Source organism: Pseudonocardia acidicola (assembly GCF_012911935.1).
In the GTDB taxonomy this organism is placed as follows: domain Bacteria; phylum Actinomycetota; class Actinomycetes; order Mycobacteriales; family Pseudonocardiaceae; genus Pseudonocardia; species Pseudonocardia acidicola.
This window is the reverse complement of sequence record NZ_JAAXLA010000090.1, coordinates 1-16,883: the sequence shown is the minus strand read 5'-3', so window position 1 is coordinate 16,883 and position 16,883 is coordinate 1. Positions and strand designations below refer to the sequence as shown.

Annotated in this window: 14 protein-coding genes; 8 read left to right on the top strand and 6 right to left on the bottom strand. The window is 73.7% G+C overall.

Annotated elements, in window-relative coordinates:
* Positions 1-2: 2 nt before the first annotated feature.
* The 5 genes from HF526_RS30380 to HF526_RS30360 all read right to left on the bottom strand — a co-directional run bounded on the left by HF526_RS30380 (position 3) and on the right by HF526_RS30360 (position 4,521).
* A complete protein-coding gene (locus HF526_RS30380; RefSeq protein ID WP_169385031.1) occupies positions 3-692 on the bottom strand; it encodes a TIGR03943 family putative permease subunit in 690 nt (229 codons plus the stop codon).
* Positions 689-1,678, bottom strand: coding sequence for a permease (locus HF526_RS30375; protein WP_338051864.1), 990 nt, complete (start codon positions 1,676-1,678; stop codon positions 689-691). Before HF526_RS30375 ends, HF526_RS30380 begins: the two co-directional genes overlap by 4 nt.
* A 49-nt stretch (positions 1,679-1,727) precedes the next feature.
* Positions 1,728-2,279: a nucleoside/nucleotide kinase family protein gene (locus HF526_RS30370; protein ID WP_169385029.1), complete on the bottom strand. Its 552-nt coding sequence runs from the start codon at positions 2,277-2,279 to the stop codon at positions 1,728-1,730.
* Between the two features lie 105 nt (positions 2,280-2,384).
* Positions 2,385-3,830 (bottom strand): PepSY-associated TM helix domain-containing protein, encoded by a 1,446-nt coding sequence (locus HF526_RS30365; RefSeq protein WP_169385028.1) that lies wholly within the window; start codon positions 3,828-3,830, stop codon positions 2,385-2,387.
* Between the two features lie 127 nt (positions 3,831-3,957).
* Positions 3,958-4,521: a hypothetical protein gene (locus tag HF526_RS30360; protein WP_169385027.1), complete on the bottom strand. Its 564-nt coding sequence runs from the start codon at positions 4,519-4,521 to the stop codon at positions 3,958-3,960.
* Positions 4,522-4,871: 350 nt separating this feature from the next.
* Between HF526_RS30360 and HF526_RS37165 the strand changes: the two genes are divergently transcribed.
* The 5 genes from HF526_RS37165 to HF526_RS30335 all read left to right on the top strand — a co-directional run bounded on the left by HF526_RS37165 (position 4,872) and on the right by HF526_RS30335 (position 13,336).
* On the top strand, positions 4,872-9,404 hold the full coding sequence (locus HF526_RS37165) for an HAD-IC family P-type ATPase (RefSeq protein WP_169385026.1): 4,533 nt from the start codon (positions 4,872-4,874) through the stop codon (positions 9,402-9,404).
* Positions 9,405-9,425: 21 nt separating this feature from the next.
* The gene (locus HF526_RS30350; RefSeq protein ID WP_169385025.1) at positions 9,426-9,578 is read left to right on the top strand and encodes a hypothetical protein; all 153 of its coding nucleotides are present in this window, start codon (positions 9,426-9,428) and stop codon (positions 9,576-9,578) included.
* A gap of 187 nt (positions 9,579-9,765) precedes the next feature.
* On the top strand, positions 9,766-10,269 hold the full coding sequence (locus HF526_RS30345) for a 2Fe-2S iron-sulfur cluster-binding protein (RefSeq protein ID WP_169385024.1): 504 nt from the start codon (positions 9,766-9,768) through the stop codon (positions 10,267-10,269).
* Positions 10,266-11,258 (top strand): FAD binding domain-containing protein, encoded by a 993-nt coding sequence (locus HF526_RS30340; RefSeq protein ID WP_169385023.1) that lies wholly within the window; start codon positions 10,266-10,268, stop codon positions 11,256-11,258. Before HF526_RS30345 ends, HF526_RS30340 begins: the two co-directional genes overlap by 4 nt.
* A complete protein-coding gene (locus HF526_RS30335) occupies positions 11,255-13,336 on the top strand; it encodes a xanthine dehydrogenase family protein molybdopterin-binding subunit (RefSeq protein ID WP_169385022.1) in 2,082 nt (693 codons plus the stop codon). Before HF526_RS30340 ends, HF526_RS30335 begins: the two co-directional genes overlap by 4 nt.
* A 226-nt stretch (positions 13,337-13,562) precedes the next feature.
* On the opposite strand, the gene HF526_RS30330 is transcribed toward HF526_RS30335, so the two are convergent.
* Positions 13,563-13,748 (bottom strand): hypothetical protein, encoded by a 186-nt coding sequence (locus tag HF526_RS30330; RefSeq protein ID WP_169385021.1) that lies wholly within the window; start codon positions 13,746-13,748, stop codon positions 13,563-13,565.
* Between the two features lie 228 nt (positions 13,749-13,976).
* Between HF526_RS30330 and HF526_RS30325 the strand changes: the two genes are divergently transcribed.
* The 3 genes from HF526_RS30325 to HF526_RS30315 all read left to right on the top strand — a co-directional run bounded on the left by HF526_RS30325 (position 13,977) and on the right by HF526_RS30315 (position 16,823).
* Positions 13,977-15,377, top strand: coding sequence for a DNA-binding protein (locus HF526_RS30325; protein WP_169385020.1), 1,401 nt, complete (start codon positions 13,977-13,979; stop codon positions 15,375-15,377).
* Positions 15,378-16,028: 651 nt separating this feature from the next.
* A complete protein-coding gene (locus tag HF526_RS30320; RefSeq protein ID WP_169385019.1) occupies positions 16,029-16,322 on the top strand; it encodes a hypothetical protein in 294 nt (97 codons plus the stop codon).
* Between the two features lie 36 nt (positions 16,323-16,358).
* Positions 16,359-16,823: an MSMEG_3727 family PQQ-associated protein gene (locus tag HF526_RS30315; protein WP_169385018.1), complete on the top strand. Its 465-nt coding sequence runs from the start codon at positions 16,359-16,361 to the stop codon at positions 16,821-16,823.
* The last annotated feature ends 60 nt before the right edge of the window (positions 16,824-16,883 follow it).

Genomic DNA, 16,883 nt, shown 5'->3' with positions numbered 1-16,883 from the left:
GGTCAGTACTCGTAGGGGTCGGGTGGCGGGGGGACGACGGTTGCGTCGGTGACGGTCAGGGCCGGGGTGAAGCGGTTGGCCTGGGTCGCGCTGGCCGGCTGGACGATCCCGCGCACCCGCAGCCAGGTGTCCGACGCCAGGTCCGGCACATCGCCCACGAGTCGCACCGTGTACGGCCGGGCGTCCGCGGCGCAGCAGGCGATGGTCATCCGGGCGAGCACGGTGTCCGCACCACGGCGCACCACGAAGCCGGTGAGCGTGACCTCGCGGCCGTCGACCGACCGCGCCTCGTCCCACACCGCCCGATTCACCACCTCGCCCACCCCCAGTTCGAGCGGCCCCGGGGGCAGCGGCGGGTAGAGGTCGGCGCTGCGCACCGCGGTGCCGCCCGCCCGGTTCACCGCATCGGCGCCCAGCGCGGGCGGTGCGACCAGGGCGATCACCAGCACCGGCAGCAGGAGCAGCCACGGGCTCAGCGCGTGCCCGTGCGCGTGGCCGTGGTCGTGGCCGGGGCGCTCGCGCAGGTCCCCGATCAGCGCGACGACGGCCAGCAGCACCATCACCGCCCCCGCCGCGAGCAGCCACCAGCGGTGCGCGGGCCGCACGTAGCGCAGGTAGGTGTCGTCCGCGGCGATCCGGATCAACGCCCCGCCGAGCAGCACGAGCAGCACGTGCTGGGTGTCGCGCCTCATCGCACGCCGCCGAACACGACCAGCCCCGCACCGACGGCGCACAGCACCGCGACCACGAACGTGGCCGGGGCGAAGCGCAGCGCGAACGCGCGCCCGAACGTGCCGGCCTGCAGCGCGACGAGTTTGACGTCCACCGCCGGGCCGACGACGAGGAACACCAACCGGGGCAGCAGCGGCAGGGCAGAAAGCGACGCCGCGACGAACGCGTCGGCTTCGCTGCACAGCGCCAGCACGACCGCGAGCACCGCCATGAGCAGGATCGCGAGCAGCAGCCGCCCGCCCAGCGCGTCGAGCCACGCCGGCGGGACCAGCACCGACAGCGCCGCGGCGGCCAGCCCGCCGAGCACCAGGAAGCCGCCCGCGGAGACCAGGTCGTGTCGCGCGGTCTCCGCCAGCACCGCCCATCTGCCGGCGCCTGCCACCGCTGGGACGCGCTGCCGGACCCGGTCGGCGATCCACTCGGCCCGCCCGGCCCGCTGCCACAGCCAACCCATCACGCACGCCGTCGCGAGCGACCCGAGGAACCTCGCCCCGACCATCGCGGGCTCGCCCGGGAAGGCCACCGCCGTGGCGACCAGCACCACCGGGTTCACTGCGGGTGCCGCGAGCAGGAAGGTCAGCGCGGCCGCGTCCGGCACGCCCTGCCCGATCAGCCGGCGCGCGACCGGCACCGATGCGCACTCGCAACCGGGCAGGATCAGCCCCGCCACACCGGCCGCCGGGACGGCTGCGGCGGGCCGCCCGGGCAGCAGCCGGCGCAGCACCGCGGGCGAGGCGAACGCCGCGATCATCCCGGACAGCACCACGCCGAGGACCAGGAACGGCAGCGCCTGCACGCACACCGCGACGAACACGGTGGCCGCGGTGCGCAGGATGGGGGCGCTCAGCGCGCCGGTGATCAGCGGGCGGGCCAGGATCGCCGCGACGAGGACCCCACAGAACACGTGCAGCGAGGTGACGCGAGGGGCCCGGAGCACAGTCGTCACGGCGGCACATGCTGCCAGCCGGGCCGTCACGGCGGACCGGAACGGGGGATCAGTCGCCGTTGTCGACGACCAGATCGGCGCGCTCGCGGGTGCGGTCGGCGCGGTAGAACGCGTTCTCCTGGGCCGCCCACTGCTGCCGGTGCGGCGCATAGCCGGGCCAGTCCGCCCGGGCCCGCAGCCGCCGTTCCCGTTGCTCGACGGGAACGTCGACCCAGATCGCGGTGCTCGTGTAGGGGCGCAGCGCCGCGGCGCCCGCTCCGCACCCTTCGAGCAGCACCACCGCCGCCGGGGCGAGCGACACCCACTCGCCGCGGGCGCAGCGCACCCAGTCCCACCGTCGCCAGCGCGCCGGGCGACCGGCCGCGAGCGGGGCGGCGATCCACTCGACCGCGAGCGGGACGGCGTCGGCGAGCCCTGCCCAGCCCGGGTACAGGTCCTCCAGCGTGATCACCGGGGCGCCGATGGCGTCGGCGAGCCGCCCGGCCAGGTCGGTCTTGCCCGAGCCGGAGTAGCCGTCGATGGTGACGAGCCGGGCGCCGCCCGCGGTGGCCGGGGCAGCATGCAGTGTGGCCGCCAGCTCGGCGACGCGTCGGTCGTCCACGGGGTGCTCCTCCGGGTGCCTTCGTTCCGAGCTCGGCCTGTGCCGTGATCAACGGACCGGCAGCCGGAGCCGCGCCGACCGCGGCCGCCGGCTGCCGTCCGGTGATCATGCGTCGAGCAGCTCACCATCCTCCCCACCCGGGTCGCGCTCCGCCTCGCGGTGCCGGTCCCGGTACCCGAGCCAGCCGTCGAGTGCGAGGAACGCGAGCAGGCTGATCCCGAACAGCGGGGCGCCCCAGCCGATCGCGACGGCGAGCAGCACGGCGACGAACGCGGTCGTCTGGCCGGCCCGCCGCAGCTGCCCACGCGGCACCGCACGCCCGCCGCGGCCCGGGGTCGGGCGGCGCCGCCACCACATCCGGTAGCCGAGCACGATCAGCGTGATCAGCCCGAGGCCGAACACCACGAGGACGAGCTGGTTGACCCAGCCGAACAGCACCCCCATGTGCGCGTCGATGCCCCACCGGGCGAGCTTGGCCATCAGCGGGTAGTCGGCGAAACGCACCTGGTCGAGCACCGCGCCGGTGCCGGCGTCGATGGCGACGGCGTCCACCTGGGTCGGCCAGCTGCGCCGGATCTCGGTGACCGTCCACGCCCCGCCGGGCCGGGCCGGCAGCCGGACCTCGACCTGGGCGGCGTCGATGCCGGCTGCGCGAGCCGTGGCGAGCACCGCGTCGACGCGGCCGGCCGCGGCGACGGGGTCGGCGGGTGCCGGCGGGGGCCCTCCGTGTCCACTGTGGTCGGCGTGGGCACCGGATCCGGCGGAGTCCAGTGCCGGGGTGCTCCACCCCAGCGAGGCACGCAGCTCGGTGATGTTCGCGCCGGCGTAAGTGGACCAGGTCAGTCCGGTGGCGGACAGGAACAGCGTGCCCACCAGCAGCCAGGCGCCGAGCGCGCCGTGCCGGCCCAGGGTGCGCCGCCGCCCCGTGGCGCCGCGCTCCGGGAGGAGCAGATCGCGGGCGATGCCGCGGCGCCGTCGCCAGCGCGCGATCCACAGGGCGAGCCCGCCGAGCGCCACCACCCACAGCCAGGACGCGGCGAGCTCGCTGTAGAGCCGCCCGGGCTCGCCGAGCAGCAGGTTGCGGTGCAACTGGTCGATCGTGGTGCGCAGCGGCAGCACGCCGCTGGTGCCGTAGCTGACCAGCGAGCCCCGCACCGCGCCGGTGCCGGGATCGACGAAGACGGTCCGGCGTTCCGATTGGCCGAGACCGCCTTCTGTGAACAGCACCCGGGTCGTCGTCCCGGGTTCGGGCGCGGGCCGCACGGCGTCGAGCCGGCCGGCCGGCCCGGTGGCCAGTGCGGCCCGGACCTGATCGGCCAGCGGGAGCTGCTGGGCCGTGACGGGCGCCCGCAGCTGGTCGGCGTAGACCCAGGACTCGAGCTGCGGGGTGAGCGCGTAGAGCACCCCGGTGGCCGCGGCCACCAGGACGAACGGGCCGACCAGCAGGCCGGCGTAGAAGTGCAGGCGTAGCACGAGGCCGCGCCAGCCGGAGGAGTGGCGGGGGGCCGGGTCGAGTGGTGGGCTGGTGGTCGGGTCGGAGGTCGTTGACATGCGGGGCTCCCGATACGGCGTCGCTTGTGGACGGCGGGGCGCGGCCGGGCGCGACGACGGCCCGGTCGGTGCGACGGGCGCGCGCGAGCGCCCGGCCGGGTCGGCCCGGCCGGTGGGGTGGGGAGGGTCAGCAGACCGCCGGAGGTCCCCTGTGGACGATCGCGTGACGCAGCTGCGCAGCCGGGAAGCGGAGCGCGGGTGGAGCGGCGGGACGGCGCCGGGCGGGACGGCGGGCGGCGCGCGGCCGCTCGCCCAGCAGCGCTGCGACCAGCCGGCACAGCGCCGCCACCGCGCGCCGCGACATCTCCACGGCCCGGCGCTCGCCGCAGTGCAACCAGCCCCCGGCGACGGCCGCGGCGAGCAGGTGCGCGAGCAGCACGAGGTCGGAACCGAGGTGGCCCGGGGGGTGTTCGAGGGGGCTGCCCGCGGCGACCGTGAAGATCGCGTGACTGCCGAGCTGCGCGGTGAGCTGGGCCCCGGCAAGCCGTTCCCAGCCGCGCTCACCGCGGGCCATCCACCACGCCGGGGCGGCCATCGCCGCGGCGGCGAGCAGCAGCCCGATCAGCGTCGGCGCGACGCCGGTCGAGAGCAGGTGGCCTCCGGCGGCCGTCCCCAGGGCAGCGACGACGGCCGCCAGCGCACGGGCGGGACGGCTCTGCGGGAGCGCGCGATGGCGCCGGCTCGTGGCCACGTCGTCCGTCGTGTCCGTCTTCCGCGGGATGGAGCGGCGGGCCGGATCAGCGGCTGCGGTGGTCCGGGGCCGAGGCCTCGGCCGGACCGGAGAACGGGGCAACGGCCGCCGGGACGGAGCGCGTCACCACGCCGCATGCCACCATGCGCTGGACCATACGTGGGAACGGCGTGCGACTCAATCGTCGCTCGGTCGGGGGCGGCTGTCACCCCGTAAACCGGAACCGCGGCCACCCGGTATGGGACCGAAGACCCTGGCGGCGCCGTTCGGGACCGGCGAGCATCGACGATTCGTGTGTGCCGAGCTGACAGGAACGGGCAATGGGTCTTGGGGCGGTGCTACGACCGTTCGTGGCACCCGTGGCCCTGGTCCGCGGCGCGGCGCGACTGCCTGATCGGGCGCTGGCGTCCGTCCGGGGCGTCGTCACCGAGGCCTCCGAGGCCCGGCCGGGCGGGCGGCAGGTACGCCGCACCTGGACCGGCCACGGCCGGGCGCACATCGAACTGCGCGCGGTGCAGCAACCGGGCCGGGAGCCGTTGGCCCGGGCTGTCGAGGACGGGGTGCGGGCGCTCGACGGCGTCGAGTGGGCGGAGGTCAACGCCGCCCTCGGCCGGCTGATCGTGGCGTGCGACGACGAGCGGGTCGGCCTCGACGAGCTGCTCGAGGTCGTGGACGCGATCGAGGAGGCCCACGGTGTCGGCGGGGAACGCTTTCCCCGGGACCGGGCCGAGTACCCCGCGGATCCGCAGCCCCTGCATCGGCAGATCTTCATGGCCGGCGCGGACGCGGTCGGGCTCGGGGTGGCGGTGGGGGGCTGGCTGCTGCGGCTGCCCCGGTTGCCGCTCGAGATCGCCACCGGAGTCGGCCTGGTCGACGCCACGCCCCGGTTGCGCGGCGCGATCTCCGACCGCCTCGGCCGCGAGCCCACCGACGTGGGGCTGGGGCTGGCGAACACGCTCGTCCAGGCCCTCGGCCAGGGGTATCTGGGCCTGGCCGTCGACCTCGCCTACCGGACCGTCGTGGTCCGGGAGGGCACCGCGCGCCTGCACGCCTGGGAGGCGCGGGAACCCGACCTGTGCGCCCGGCCCCGCGGCGGTGCCGGTCCCCGGTCGTCGGCGCGGCGGCCCACGCCGCTACCGGCTGCGGGGATCGACCGCGTCACCGACGGCGCGGCCGCGGCGGCGGGGGTCCTCGCCGCGGCCACGTTCGTGCTGACCAGGGCTCCGCGCCGGGCCGTGGGCGTGCTGGCGGCGGGCACCCCGCGGGCGGCGCGTCTGGGCCGGGAGGCCTTCGCGGCGGTGCTCGGGCGGGCGCTCGCCGAGCGCGGCGTGGTCGTCATGGATCCCCAGGTCCTGCGCATGCTGTACCGGGTCGACACGGTCGTGATCGACGCCGACGCCCTGCTCAGCGGCACGGCCAGCGTCGCCTCGGTGACCCCGGTGGGCGGCGACGCCACCGCCGATGAGCTGTACGTACAGGTGGGCGGCATGTTCGACCCGGCCCGGCCGTCCGGGCGCGCGAAGCTCGACGGGTGGGCCCTGCAGCCGGTGGAGGAACTCCCGCCGGGCGATCGGGACCGGGTGCGCGAGTGGTTGCTGCCCGCGAGCGGGCGGCAGGTCTGTCTCGGGATCACCCAGGGGACGCGCGTCGTCGGGGTGGCCGTGGCCGAGCCGGAGCTGGACCCGCTGGCCGAGGCGGTCGTCGCGGCGGCCCGCCGGGCCGGGCGCGTCGTGCTGGCCGGGGCGGCGGAGGACGTCGGCGATCGCCTGCATGTGGACCAGGTGGAGCGGTCGAGCCGGTTGTCGGCAACGGTACGGGCGTTGCAGGCGGAGGGCCGGGTCGTCGCGGTGATCTCGCCGCGGCCGGGCGCATGGCACGCCGCGGCGGACCTGTCCGTCGGGGTGCTCCGGCCGGACCGGCCGGTGCCGTGGAGCGCCGATCTGCTGCTGGGGCCACAGCTGACCGAGGCCGTCCTGCTGCTGGAGGCGGCCGAGGAGGCCCGGAGGGTCGCCGCCCGCAGCGTCCGGCTGAGCCTCTACGGCTCGGCGGCCGGAGTCCTGCTGGCCTTCATCGGCCTGTCCGCGACCTCGACCAGGCGGGCCATGCTGGGCGTCAACGTCGCTGCGGTCGGCGCGCTCGCGAGTGCACTGTGGACTGGGCGGGAGCTCATCGTCCGGCCGCCGCCGCTGCCGATGGACCGGACACCGTGGCACGCCCTGCCACCCGAGACGGTGCTGGCCCGCCTGGGCACCAGCGCGGACGGGCTCACCGCTGCGGAGGCCGCACAGCGCCGCGACGGGTCACAGGCCGCGGGCGAACCCACCGGCATCGCCCGGGCGTCGCTGGAGGAGCTCGGGAGTCCGTTGACGCCGGCGCTGGCCACCGGGGCGGGGATGGCGGCGGCCGTCGGCTCGATCACCGACTCGCTGCTCATCGGGGCCGTGGTGGTCGTCAATGCGATGATCGGGGCGACGCAGCGGGTTGGGGCGGACCGCGCGTTGCGCCGGCTCGTGGCCGTGACCTCGACCCGGGTCCGGTTGTACCGGGACGGCGAAGCCGGCCTCGCGACCTCGGACGAGCTGGTTCCCGGCGACGTGCTGGAGCTGCAGGCCGGGGACGCCGTGCCGGCCGACTGCCGGATCCTGGAGGCGAACACGCTGGAGGCCGACGAGTCGAGCCTGACCGGCGAGTCGATGCTGGTGCCGAAGACGGCGACCGCCACGCCGGCCGCGACCGTGGCCGATCGGCACAGCATGCTCTACGAGGGCACGGTGGTCGCGGCCGGCACCGCCCGGGCCGTGGTGGTCGCGACGGGTCCCCACACCCAGGCGGGGCGCGGAGCCTGGGAAGCCGGAACCGGGCGTCGTCCGGGGGGCGTCGAGACGCGGCTCGCGGAGCTGACCCGAATCACGATCCCGATCACGCTCGGCGCCGGCGCCGCGCTCGCCGCGGGCGGCCTGCTGCACGGCCGGGGCCTGCAGGCCACGGTGGCCGAGGGCGTGGGGCTGGCTGTCGCGGCGGTGCCGGAGGGGCTGCCGCTGGTGGCGAACGCCGCCCAGCTGGCCGCCGCGCGCAGGCTGTCCCGGCGTGGCGCGCTGATCCGGCACGCGACCAGCATCGAGGCGCTGGGCCGGGTGGACGTGCTGTGCTTCGACAAGACCGGCACGCTCACCGAGGGGCGGATCCGGCTGCACGCGGTCAGCGACGCGCAGAACACGGCCGCCCTGCCGGATCTGGACGACACGCACCGCCGTGTCCTGGCCGCCGCGCTGCGGGCCAGCCCGGAATACGACGACGGGCGGCAGGCCCCGCACCCCACCGACCGGGCCGTCCTCGACGGCGGCGAGCGGGCGGGGGTCACCCGTGGCGAGACCTGGTCGGTCGTGGCCGAGTTGCCGTTCGAACCGGCCCGCGGCTACCACGCGGCGGTGGGCCGCTCGGCGCACGGAGCGGTGCTGTCGGTGAAGGGCGCACCCGAGGTGGTCCTGCCGCGGTGCACCACGTGGCAGCACAACGGCGGATCACAGCTCATCGACGCGGCGACGCTGCGGCATCTCGAGGACGAGATCGAGCGGCTCGCCCGCCGCGGGTACCGGGTGCTGGCCGTCGCCGAACGTGCCGCGTCGGATCGCACCGACCTCGAGGACGAGCGGGTGGCCCGGCTGGGATTCGTCGGTCTCGTGGCGCTGGCCGACCCGGTGCGTCCGACCGCGGCCGCGGCCGTGCGGGACCTGCGGCGCGGCGGCGTGGAGATCGTGATGCTCACCGGGGACCATCCGAGCACCGCGGAGTCGATCGCGGCCGACCTCGACCTGCTGGACTCCCGCAGGGTGAGCACCGGAACCGAGCTGGACGAGATGGACGACGACGCCCTCGACGCCGCGATCGGCAGGACGGCCGTGTTCGCCCGGGTCAGCCCGGCCCAGAAGGTTCGCATCGTGCGTGCGCTGCACCGGACGGGGCGGGTCGTCGCGGTGACCGGGGACGGGGCGAACGACGCCCCCGCCATCAGGCTCGCCGACGTCGGCGTCGCCGTCGGGCACCGGGCCACCGCCGCCGCCCGGGAGGCGGCCGACCTGGTGATCGCCGACGACCGGCTGGAAACCATCGTCGACGCTCTCGTCGAGGGGCGGGCGGTGTGGGGGTCGGTTCGCGATGCCATCTCGGTCCTGGTCGGCGGCAACCTCGGCGAGATCCTCTTCACCCTGCTGACCGGCGTGCTCGCGCCCGGCGGCTCGGCGCTCAACGCCCGCCAACTGTTGCTGGTCAACCTGCTCACCGACATGCTGCCGTCGATGGCGCTGGCCGTCCGCCCACCGCTGGGAAAGGCCACGGAGACACTGCTGCGGGAGGGGCCGGATGCCTCCCTCGGCGCCACGCTGAACCGGGACATCGTCATCCGCGGTGCGACGACGGCCGCCGCGGCCGGGGCCGCGTGGCTGCCTGCCCGGCTGACCGGGACCCCGTCCCGCGCCGGGACCGTCGCCCTCGTCGCGCTGGTGGGCGCCCAGCTCGGTCAGACCCTCGTCACCGGCTGGCGCAGTCCACTCGTCGTCGGGGCGACGGTGGTCTCGGCGGCGGCGCTGGTGGGCGTCGTCCAGACTCCGGTGGTGAGCCGGTTCTTCGGCAGCCGCCCGATCGGTCCGGGCGGGTGGATGATCGCCATCGGGTCCTCGGTGGGCGCGAGCGCCGTGGCCGCGGTGGCCTCCGCCCGCATCGTGCCGGCCCCGCAGCCCGCGGCCGCCCCGGCCACCGACGGGGCACGAGGAAGCGGTGTCGCCGCCCCGGACGCGATCCCTCAGGCGGTCGGCGCCGGGAACCGCAGGAACGGGCCGCGGGCCGGCGTGCCGGCGGGGAGCTCGGGCGCTGCTGCGCCGCGGTGACAGACCCCGTCCCGGGAGATCGTGCTGTCCGTCGCCGGGCTGGCCATGCTGATCCGGCTGATCGTGCAGCAGATGGGGACGCAACTGGTTGCCGGGTCGGATCCCGGGGTCCGGGTGCGGAGCCTGCTGACCTTGCTGGGTGAGAGCGGCGAGCCACCCCCGTCTCCGGCCTGATCGGCGGGGTCGGGCCGAAAGCCCCTGGGGGCCGGCCTGCCACTGAGAAATCGTGGGGGCCGGTGTGAAGCCGCGGCCGGGGTGCCTCCCGCGATCGGCGGCGACGACGGGGACGGACCGCGAGCGCGGGATCCGTAGCGGCTGAGGCGATCCAGACACCACCGACCGGAGGCGGAGGTAGTGGACCGTGGACATGGAGATCACGCTGTGGGTGGACGGGACGCGGTACCGGCTGGCCGTGGACACCCGGACCACGCTGCTGGACGCGCTGCGCGAGCGGCTGGGCATCACCAGCCCGAAGAAGGGCTGTGACCACGGGCAGTGTGGCGCGTGCACGGTGTTGCTCGACGGTCGCCGGGCCACCACCTGCCTCACCCTGGCCGTCGCACACGACGATGCGGAGATCACCACCGCCGACGGCCTGGCCGAGGGCGACGAGCTGCACCCGGTTGCCCAGGCGTTCATCGACCACGACGGCTTCCAGTGCGGCTACTGCACGCCCGGCCAGATCTGTTCGGCCGTCGGCATGCTCGAGGAGGTCAAGGCCGGCTGGCCCAGCCACGTGACCGAGGAACTCAGCGGCGGCGTCGAACTGGACGACGAGGAGATCCGCGAGCGGATGAGCGGCAATCTGTGCCGCTGCGGCGCCTACGCCAACATCGTCGCGGCGATCCGGGAGGCGGCCCGGTGATCCCGTTCGACTACCAGCGCGCCGACGACGCGCGCAGCGCGATCACGACCGTGGCCGCGCGGCCGGGTGCGGCGTTCCTCGGGGCGGGGACGAACCTCGTCGACCACATGAAGCTGGGGGTGGCCGCCCCCGACCTGCTGGTCGACGTGAGCCGACTGCCCTTCGACGCGGTCGAGCCGCTGGACGGCGGCGGGGTGCGGATCGGCGCGACGGTGCGCAACAGTGATCTCGCAGCCGAGCCGGTGATCCGGCAGCGCTACCCGGTGCTGGCCGCCGCGGTGCTGGCCGGAGCGTCCGGGCAGCTGCGCAACCTCGCCACCACCGCGGGGAACATGTTGCAGCGCACCCGCTGCGTGTACTTCCAGGACGTGACCACCCCGTGCAACAAGCGCCGGCCCGGCTCGGGGTGCTCCGCGCTCGAGGGCTACACCCGCGACCACGCGATCTTCGGCGCCTCGATGTCGTGTGTCGCGGTGCACCCCTCGGACATGGCCGTCGCGCTGACCGCCCTGGACGCCGTGGTCCAGGTGGAGGGCCCGACCGGGCCGCACAGCATCCCGATCACCGACTTCTACCGGCTGCCCGGCGACGAGCCGCAGCGCGACACCGTGCTCGACCACGGCGAGCTGATCACCGCGGTCGACCTGCCCGACCTGCCGCTGGCCGCGCGCTCGGCCTACCGCAAGGTGCGCGACCGCGCGTCGTATGCGTTCGCGCTGGTCTCGGTGGCCGTGGCGGTGGACGTCGTGGACGGCACGATCCGTGAGGCCCGGGTCGCGCTCGGCGGCGTCGCCCACAAGCCGTGGCGGGCCAGGCGCACGGAGGACGCACTGCGCGGTGCCCCGGTGACCGAGGAGGCGTTCCGGCAAGCGGCGGCGGTGGAGCTGGGCGAGGCCCGGCCGTTGCCGGACAACGCATTCAAGGTGGCGATGGCGCGCAACACGGTGGTCGCCGTGCTGCGTGGGCTCACCCGGGGGGAGGGCCGATGACCGGCCTGCTGGAACCGCACGCGATCGGCGCACCGCTAGAACGGCTCGACGGGCGCGCCAAGGTCACCGGTACCGCGCGCTACGCCGTCGAGCATCTCCTCGACGATCCCGTGTACCTGCACCCGGTCCAGTCGACCATCGCCCGCGGGCGGATCGCCGCGGTGGACCCACGCGCGGCGGAGGCCCTCGACGGCGTCGTCGCGGTCATCACCCCGGCCAACGTGCCTCGGTTGAGCCCCGGTGACGACCGCGAGCTGACCGTGCTGCAGTCCGAGGAGATCAGCTACCGGGGCCAGTTCGTCGCCGCGGTCGTGGCCGAGACCTCGGAGATCGCCCGGCAGGCGGCAGACCTGGTGGAGGTGGCCTACCACGAGCAGCCCCACGACGCGCGGTTCAGCGCCGACCGCGACGATCTGTACGCACCCGGCGTCGTCAACCCGGACTATCCGACCGACACCCTCGACGGCGACCCGGACGCGGCGCTGGCCGCGGCGGCGGTGCGCCTCGACGCGACCTACACGACGCCGATGGAGCACAACAACCCGATGGAGCCGCACGCCACCGTGGCGCTCTGGGCAGATGACACCTTCACGCTCTACGACTCCACCCAGGGACCGAACAGGGTGCGGGACAGCATCGCCGGGCTGTTCGGGCTGCCCTCCGACCGGGTCCGGGTGATCGCTCCGTACGTGGGAGGCGGCTTCGGGTCGAAGACGGTGCACCCCAACGTCGTGCTCGCCGCGCTGGCAGCACGGACGGTCGCCGGCCGGCCGGTGACGTTCGCGCTCACCCGTCAGCAGATGTTCTCCCTCGTCGGCTACCGCACGCCGACCATCCAGCGGATCCGGCTCGGTGCCGACGCCGACGGCCGACTGACCGCGATCACCCATGACGTGGCCGAGCAGACCTCGAGGATCAAGGAGTTCGCCGAGCAGACCGCGGTGCCCAGCCGCGGCATGTACGCCGCGCCGAACCGGCGCACCACCCACCGGCTGGCGGCGCTCGACGTCCCGATACCGACCTGGATGCGGGCGCCCGGGGAGTGCCCCGGCATGTTCGCCCTCGAGTCGGCGATGGACGAGATGGCGCTGGCGTGCGGGCTGGACCCGATCGAGTTCCGGATACGCAACGAGCCCGGCGTCGATCCCGAGACGGGGTTGCCGTTCTCCAGCCGCGGCCTCGTCGGCTGCCTGCGCGAGGGGGCCCGCCGGTTCGACTGGCAGCGCCGCGACCCCACCCCGGCGGCCCGGCGCGAGGACGGCTGGCTGGTGGGCACCGGTGTCGCCGCCTCGACGTTCCCGGCGATTCGCATCCCGGGTTCGGCGGCGACGGTCCGCCGCGTCCGCGACGGGCGGTACCGGGTGGAGATCGCGGCCGTGGACATCGGGACCGGCGCCTGGACCGCGCTCACCCAGATCGCCGCCGACGCGCTCGACGTGCCCGTCGAGGCGGTCGACCTCGAGATCGGCGACACCGCGCTTCCGCCGGGATCCGTCGCCGGCGGGTCATCGGGGACGGCCAGCTGGGGCTGGGCCGTGGTGGACGCGGCCCGGGAGTTCCGGGAGAAGTACGGGCCCGACCCCGAGGAGGGCGACGAGGCCGGCGGCGTGATGCCGGACAATCCGGACGCCGAGCGGTTCGCCATGCACGCCTACGGCGCGCAGTTCGCCGAGGTACGCGTGCACGCCGACACCGGGGAGATCCGGGTGCCCCGGTTGCTGGGCGTCTTCGCCGTCGGACGGATCATCAACCCGCGCACCGCCCGCTCCCAGCTCATCGGCGGGATGACCATGGGAGTGTCCATGGCGTTGCACGAGCACAGCGTCCTGGATCCACGGTTCGGTCAGGTGGCCAACCACGACTTCGCCGCCTACCACATCGCCGCCAACGCCGATATCGGCTTGATCGACGCGACCTGGATCGAGGAGGACGACCCGTACGTCAACCCGATGGGCGCCAAGGGGATCGGCGAGATCGGCATCGTCGGAACCGCAGCGGCCATCGCCAACGCGGCCTACCACGCGACCGGGATCCGGGTCCGGGACCTGCCGCTCACCGCGGACAGGTTCCTGCACTGACACACCCGGGAGGTCGTGCCCGGTCGCGGCGCCGGCGCGGATGGGAGCCCTCGGTCAGGGGCAGATCGTCAGCGCTTATCCGGCCGCCGGCAGCGAGAAGTGATGGTGTAGATCGACCGGGTTGCCGGGGAAGTCGCCCGCCGGCCGCGCGCACGATTGCCGCATTGTCCGGGAGTGACGTCGATGATCGTGCGGTGAACGTGAAGGTGGCCGCGACGCCGCCGGCTCAGGTGCGGATCGCGTCGAGGCCGGCGTGGGTCCGGCCCTCGTCGTGCACGACGGCCTCGTGGGTGAACAGTTGCCCGAGGCTCGGACCGACCTGGTGCTTCGGCGTGGTCAGGTAAGTGGCGACGGCGGTGGTCACACCGTTCGTGATCGGTACCGGCCGGTCGCGGGCTGGAAGCGGACTCACGTCCAGATCCGCCCAGCACGGGACCGTGGGGAAAGGAAGCTACTTTACAGACTCGGTCCGGAGCGGGTACACAAAGTAGGCGGTGCCGCGCTGTGGCGCTGCTTACAGCGAGTGTGGAAGCGCACGACGCGCGACGCGGTGTCCGGTCCGCTGTCGGTCTCGCCGGGGCGGTGCGGGCCGGGTGCGTGTTGTGCGGGGTTGGGGATGGACCAAGGGCGGTTCTCCACCATGAGAGATGTGCACCGACTCGAGCCCACGGCGGCGAGTCCGGGCCGGGACAGCGTGTTCGCGGCGTGGGAACGGTTCGTGCAGGGTGAGGATCATGTCCGGGGGGTGCGGCCGGAGGTGGCGATCTCCTGGCATCGGTGCCGGGAGCAATATCGGGTCGACCCGCACCTGAGCGAGGCGCCGGTGGCGACCGCGCGCATCGATCACACGCTCGAACACGACGTGGTGTTCACCGAGTTGGGTGGGCTGGCGGTGTCGGTGGCGCACGAGGTGGCCGGCCTCAGTGGGATCGTCACTGTCACCGATGCCACCGGCCGGATCTTGGCCGCGTGGGGTGATCAGGCCACGCTCGGCCGGGCCGCGGAGGCCAATCTGGCGCCGTGGTCGTGCTGGTCGGAGTGTGCCGCCGGTACGAACGGCATGGGCACGGCGCTGGAGGCGCACGGCCCGGTGCTGATCAGAGGTGCGGAGCACTGGTGTCAGGCATTCCACAACTGGGTGTGCGCGGGCATCGCGGTGCGCGATGTGGTCACCCGGGACCCGATCGCGGTTCTGAACATCTCCTGCTGGCGCACCCAGTTGCCCGAGGCCGCGGGCGGGTGGCTGTTCAATGCGGTGGCTACGACGCAGGGCACGCTGAAGCGGCGGGCCCGGGACAGCGGTGCAGAGCTGGTCGCCGCGTTCACCCAGGCCCGGGGCCGCTCCGGGGCGGCGCTCGCCGCGGTCGACACTTCGGGAAAGGTGGTGATCGCCGACGAGCGGGCCAGCGTGCTGATGGGGGTGCCGGCCTACACCCCGGCGGTGGACCCCGCGGTGCGCTGGAAGTCCGGGCTGCCGGATCTGATCGGGGCCGCCCGGTATGCCAGTAAGGTCGCCGCGCACAACCCGGATTGGGTCGGCTCGACGCAGATCTTCACCCACCTCGCCGAGGAACCGACGCCGATCAGCATCCGGCCGGTGTTCTCGGCCGGGCACCTGGCCGGGAACCTGATCTCGCTGGGCGCTACCGAGGGGGCACAGCTGCCCCAGCAGGCGGGGCCGGCGCCCGTGCCTCCCCGGGGGCAGCCACGCCGGCTGGTCGCGGTGCGCGAGGACCGGATGGTGTTGCTGCGGCTCGCGGAGGTCTATTTCGCCGAGTCCGACGGCAACGATGTGTGGCTGTCCACCGAGCAGGGGCGGCTGCACGCCGCCTGTCAGGGCCTGGACAAGCTCGACGGCGAGCTGGCCGATGCCGGCTTTTTGCGGGTGCACCGCCGCTACCTGGTCAACCTCAGCCACGTCCGGGAGATCGAGCGCGGGGCCAAGGGTGAGCTGGTGCTGGTCATGGGCAACCAGACGACCGACATGGTCCCGGTCTCCCGGCGCAACGCCCCGGCCGTGCGCCGGGCACTGGGCATCTGAACCGCCCCGCCGCGGGCACGAGGCCGAAGCACCCCACCGAGCCGCGGCGGACACCGACGAGGGGGCGAACACAACCGCGCTGCTGCCGCCTGCGGACCACCTGTCGGCCACTTCCGCACATGTCTGCGCAGACAAGCTCGGGAACGGCCGCGTTCGAGTTCGGGGTGGTCGATGCCGTCGGTAGTTGCCTTCCGGGTTCTTGACGGAGAATGGCCCGATTGTCTGGAATTGTTCCATTCCGGTGTGGCTGCCTCTGCTTGGTTGTGGGTCTTGCCTGGCTTGAAGTGCCGCCGGCGTGTTCACCACGCACTGTTACTGGCCACAGTGAGCTGAGGTGCCCTTGCGCGGTGGTATCGCCATACCTGTTCGGTGCTGGCCCGTTCGGCGGAGCCCGTTCATCGGGCTGGTTCGATGGTCGCCATCGCGCTGTGTCGTACCGGCTGCCCTCGGCCGGCCGGCAACGGAGCCGAATCGCGTACGAACGGTCGCTTCCGGTGAACGAACGGTCCGGGATGCCCCGGATTATTGATCAGCCTTGCCTGTGGGAATCATTCGGGCGTACAGTATTGGCTGCTGGATTGACGCAGAATGAGGCGGCCGAACGGCGCAACGTGGTGTCGGTCGATCAGTCGGGGGCGACAATGATCCGACGTGTCGCCGTACATCGGCAACATCTGGCCGATGCCTGCTGGCGGCGCCACCGGGGTGCGGTTCGGTCCGCTGACGCAGATCGGCATGGACGACATCACGGGCCGGCCGGTCGAGTCGATAATGCCGCCGGCGGGTATTCGCAGTCATGCCTGCGCGATCAATGCCGAAGCCGAGGGGTTCGACTGCAAGTATGTCCCGGACGGTGCCTTTCGAGTCGATCGTGGACAACTCGGACGGCTTCGCGGTCTTACTCGAGGCTCTGGGCGGCAAAGCGATCGCGACCGGCGTGAATAGACGAGGTAAAGATTCGGGATCAGGAGGCGAAGCCCGATGACGAGCACCGCGCATGAGCGATCCGACTTGATCAGCAAGCTCGGGTTGGACGCGCAGAACAAGGCGTCGCTGGGGCGGGTGTTGGCGACCGGGAATATCGGGCAGGCGACCGAGAAGGCGGATGGTCGCATGCAGGGCACGATTCGGATCAATCCGGATGAGTTGGTCTGGGATCCGCAGATTCTGGTCATGCCGCATGGGGGTGACATCGACCTGGAGATCATCAATGATGACTTGAACACGCATTGTGCGTTGTTGCCGAGCAATGGTGACAGGAAGTTCATCTGGTTGGTGAACCATTCGCGGGGGAGGGCGACGCTGAATCTTGATGGTCCGGGCTATTACTGGTACGGCTCGCCCACGGGTAACGATGAGGGTCGGGGGTTGACCGGGGTCATCGTGGTGCTGGGGGATGTTCCGCCGGAGGCTCGCCTCGACCGTCCCGACCAGCCGCGGCCGTAGAAGGGAGCCGGTGATGACCGTTGAGTATGTAGACGCGGGTGAGGCTGTCGATCAGGGAAC

Excerpts from the sequence above, each read along its gene's own strand:
- HF526_RS30380 (WP_169385031.1), bottom strand. The coding sequence starts at position 692 with ATGAGGCGCGACACCCAGCACGTGCTGCTCGTGCTGCTCGGCGGGGCG.
- HF526_RS30365 (WP_169385028.1), bottom strand. The coding sequence starts at position 3,830 with ATGTCAACGACCTCCGACCCGACCACCAGCCCACCACTCGACCCGGCC.
- HF526_RS30335 (WP_169385022.1), top strand. The coding sequence starts at position 11,255 with ATGACCGGCCTGCTGGAACCGCACGCGATCGGCGCACCGCTAGAACGG.
- HF526_RS30325 (WP_169385020.1), top strand. The coding sequence starts at position 13,977 with ATGAGAGATGTGCACCGACTCGAGCCCACGGCGGCGAGTCCGGGCCGG.
- HF526_RS30315 (WP_169385018.1), top strand. The coding sequence starts at position 16,359 with ATGACGAGCACCGCGCATGAGCGATCCGACTTGATCAGCAAGCTCGGG.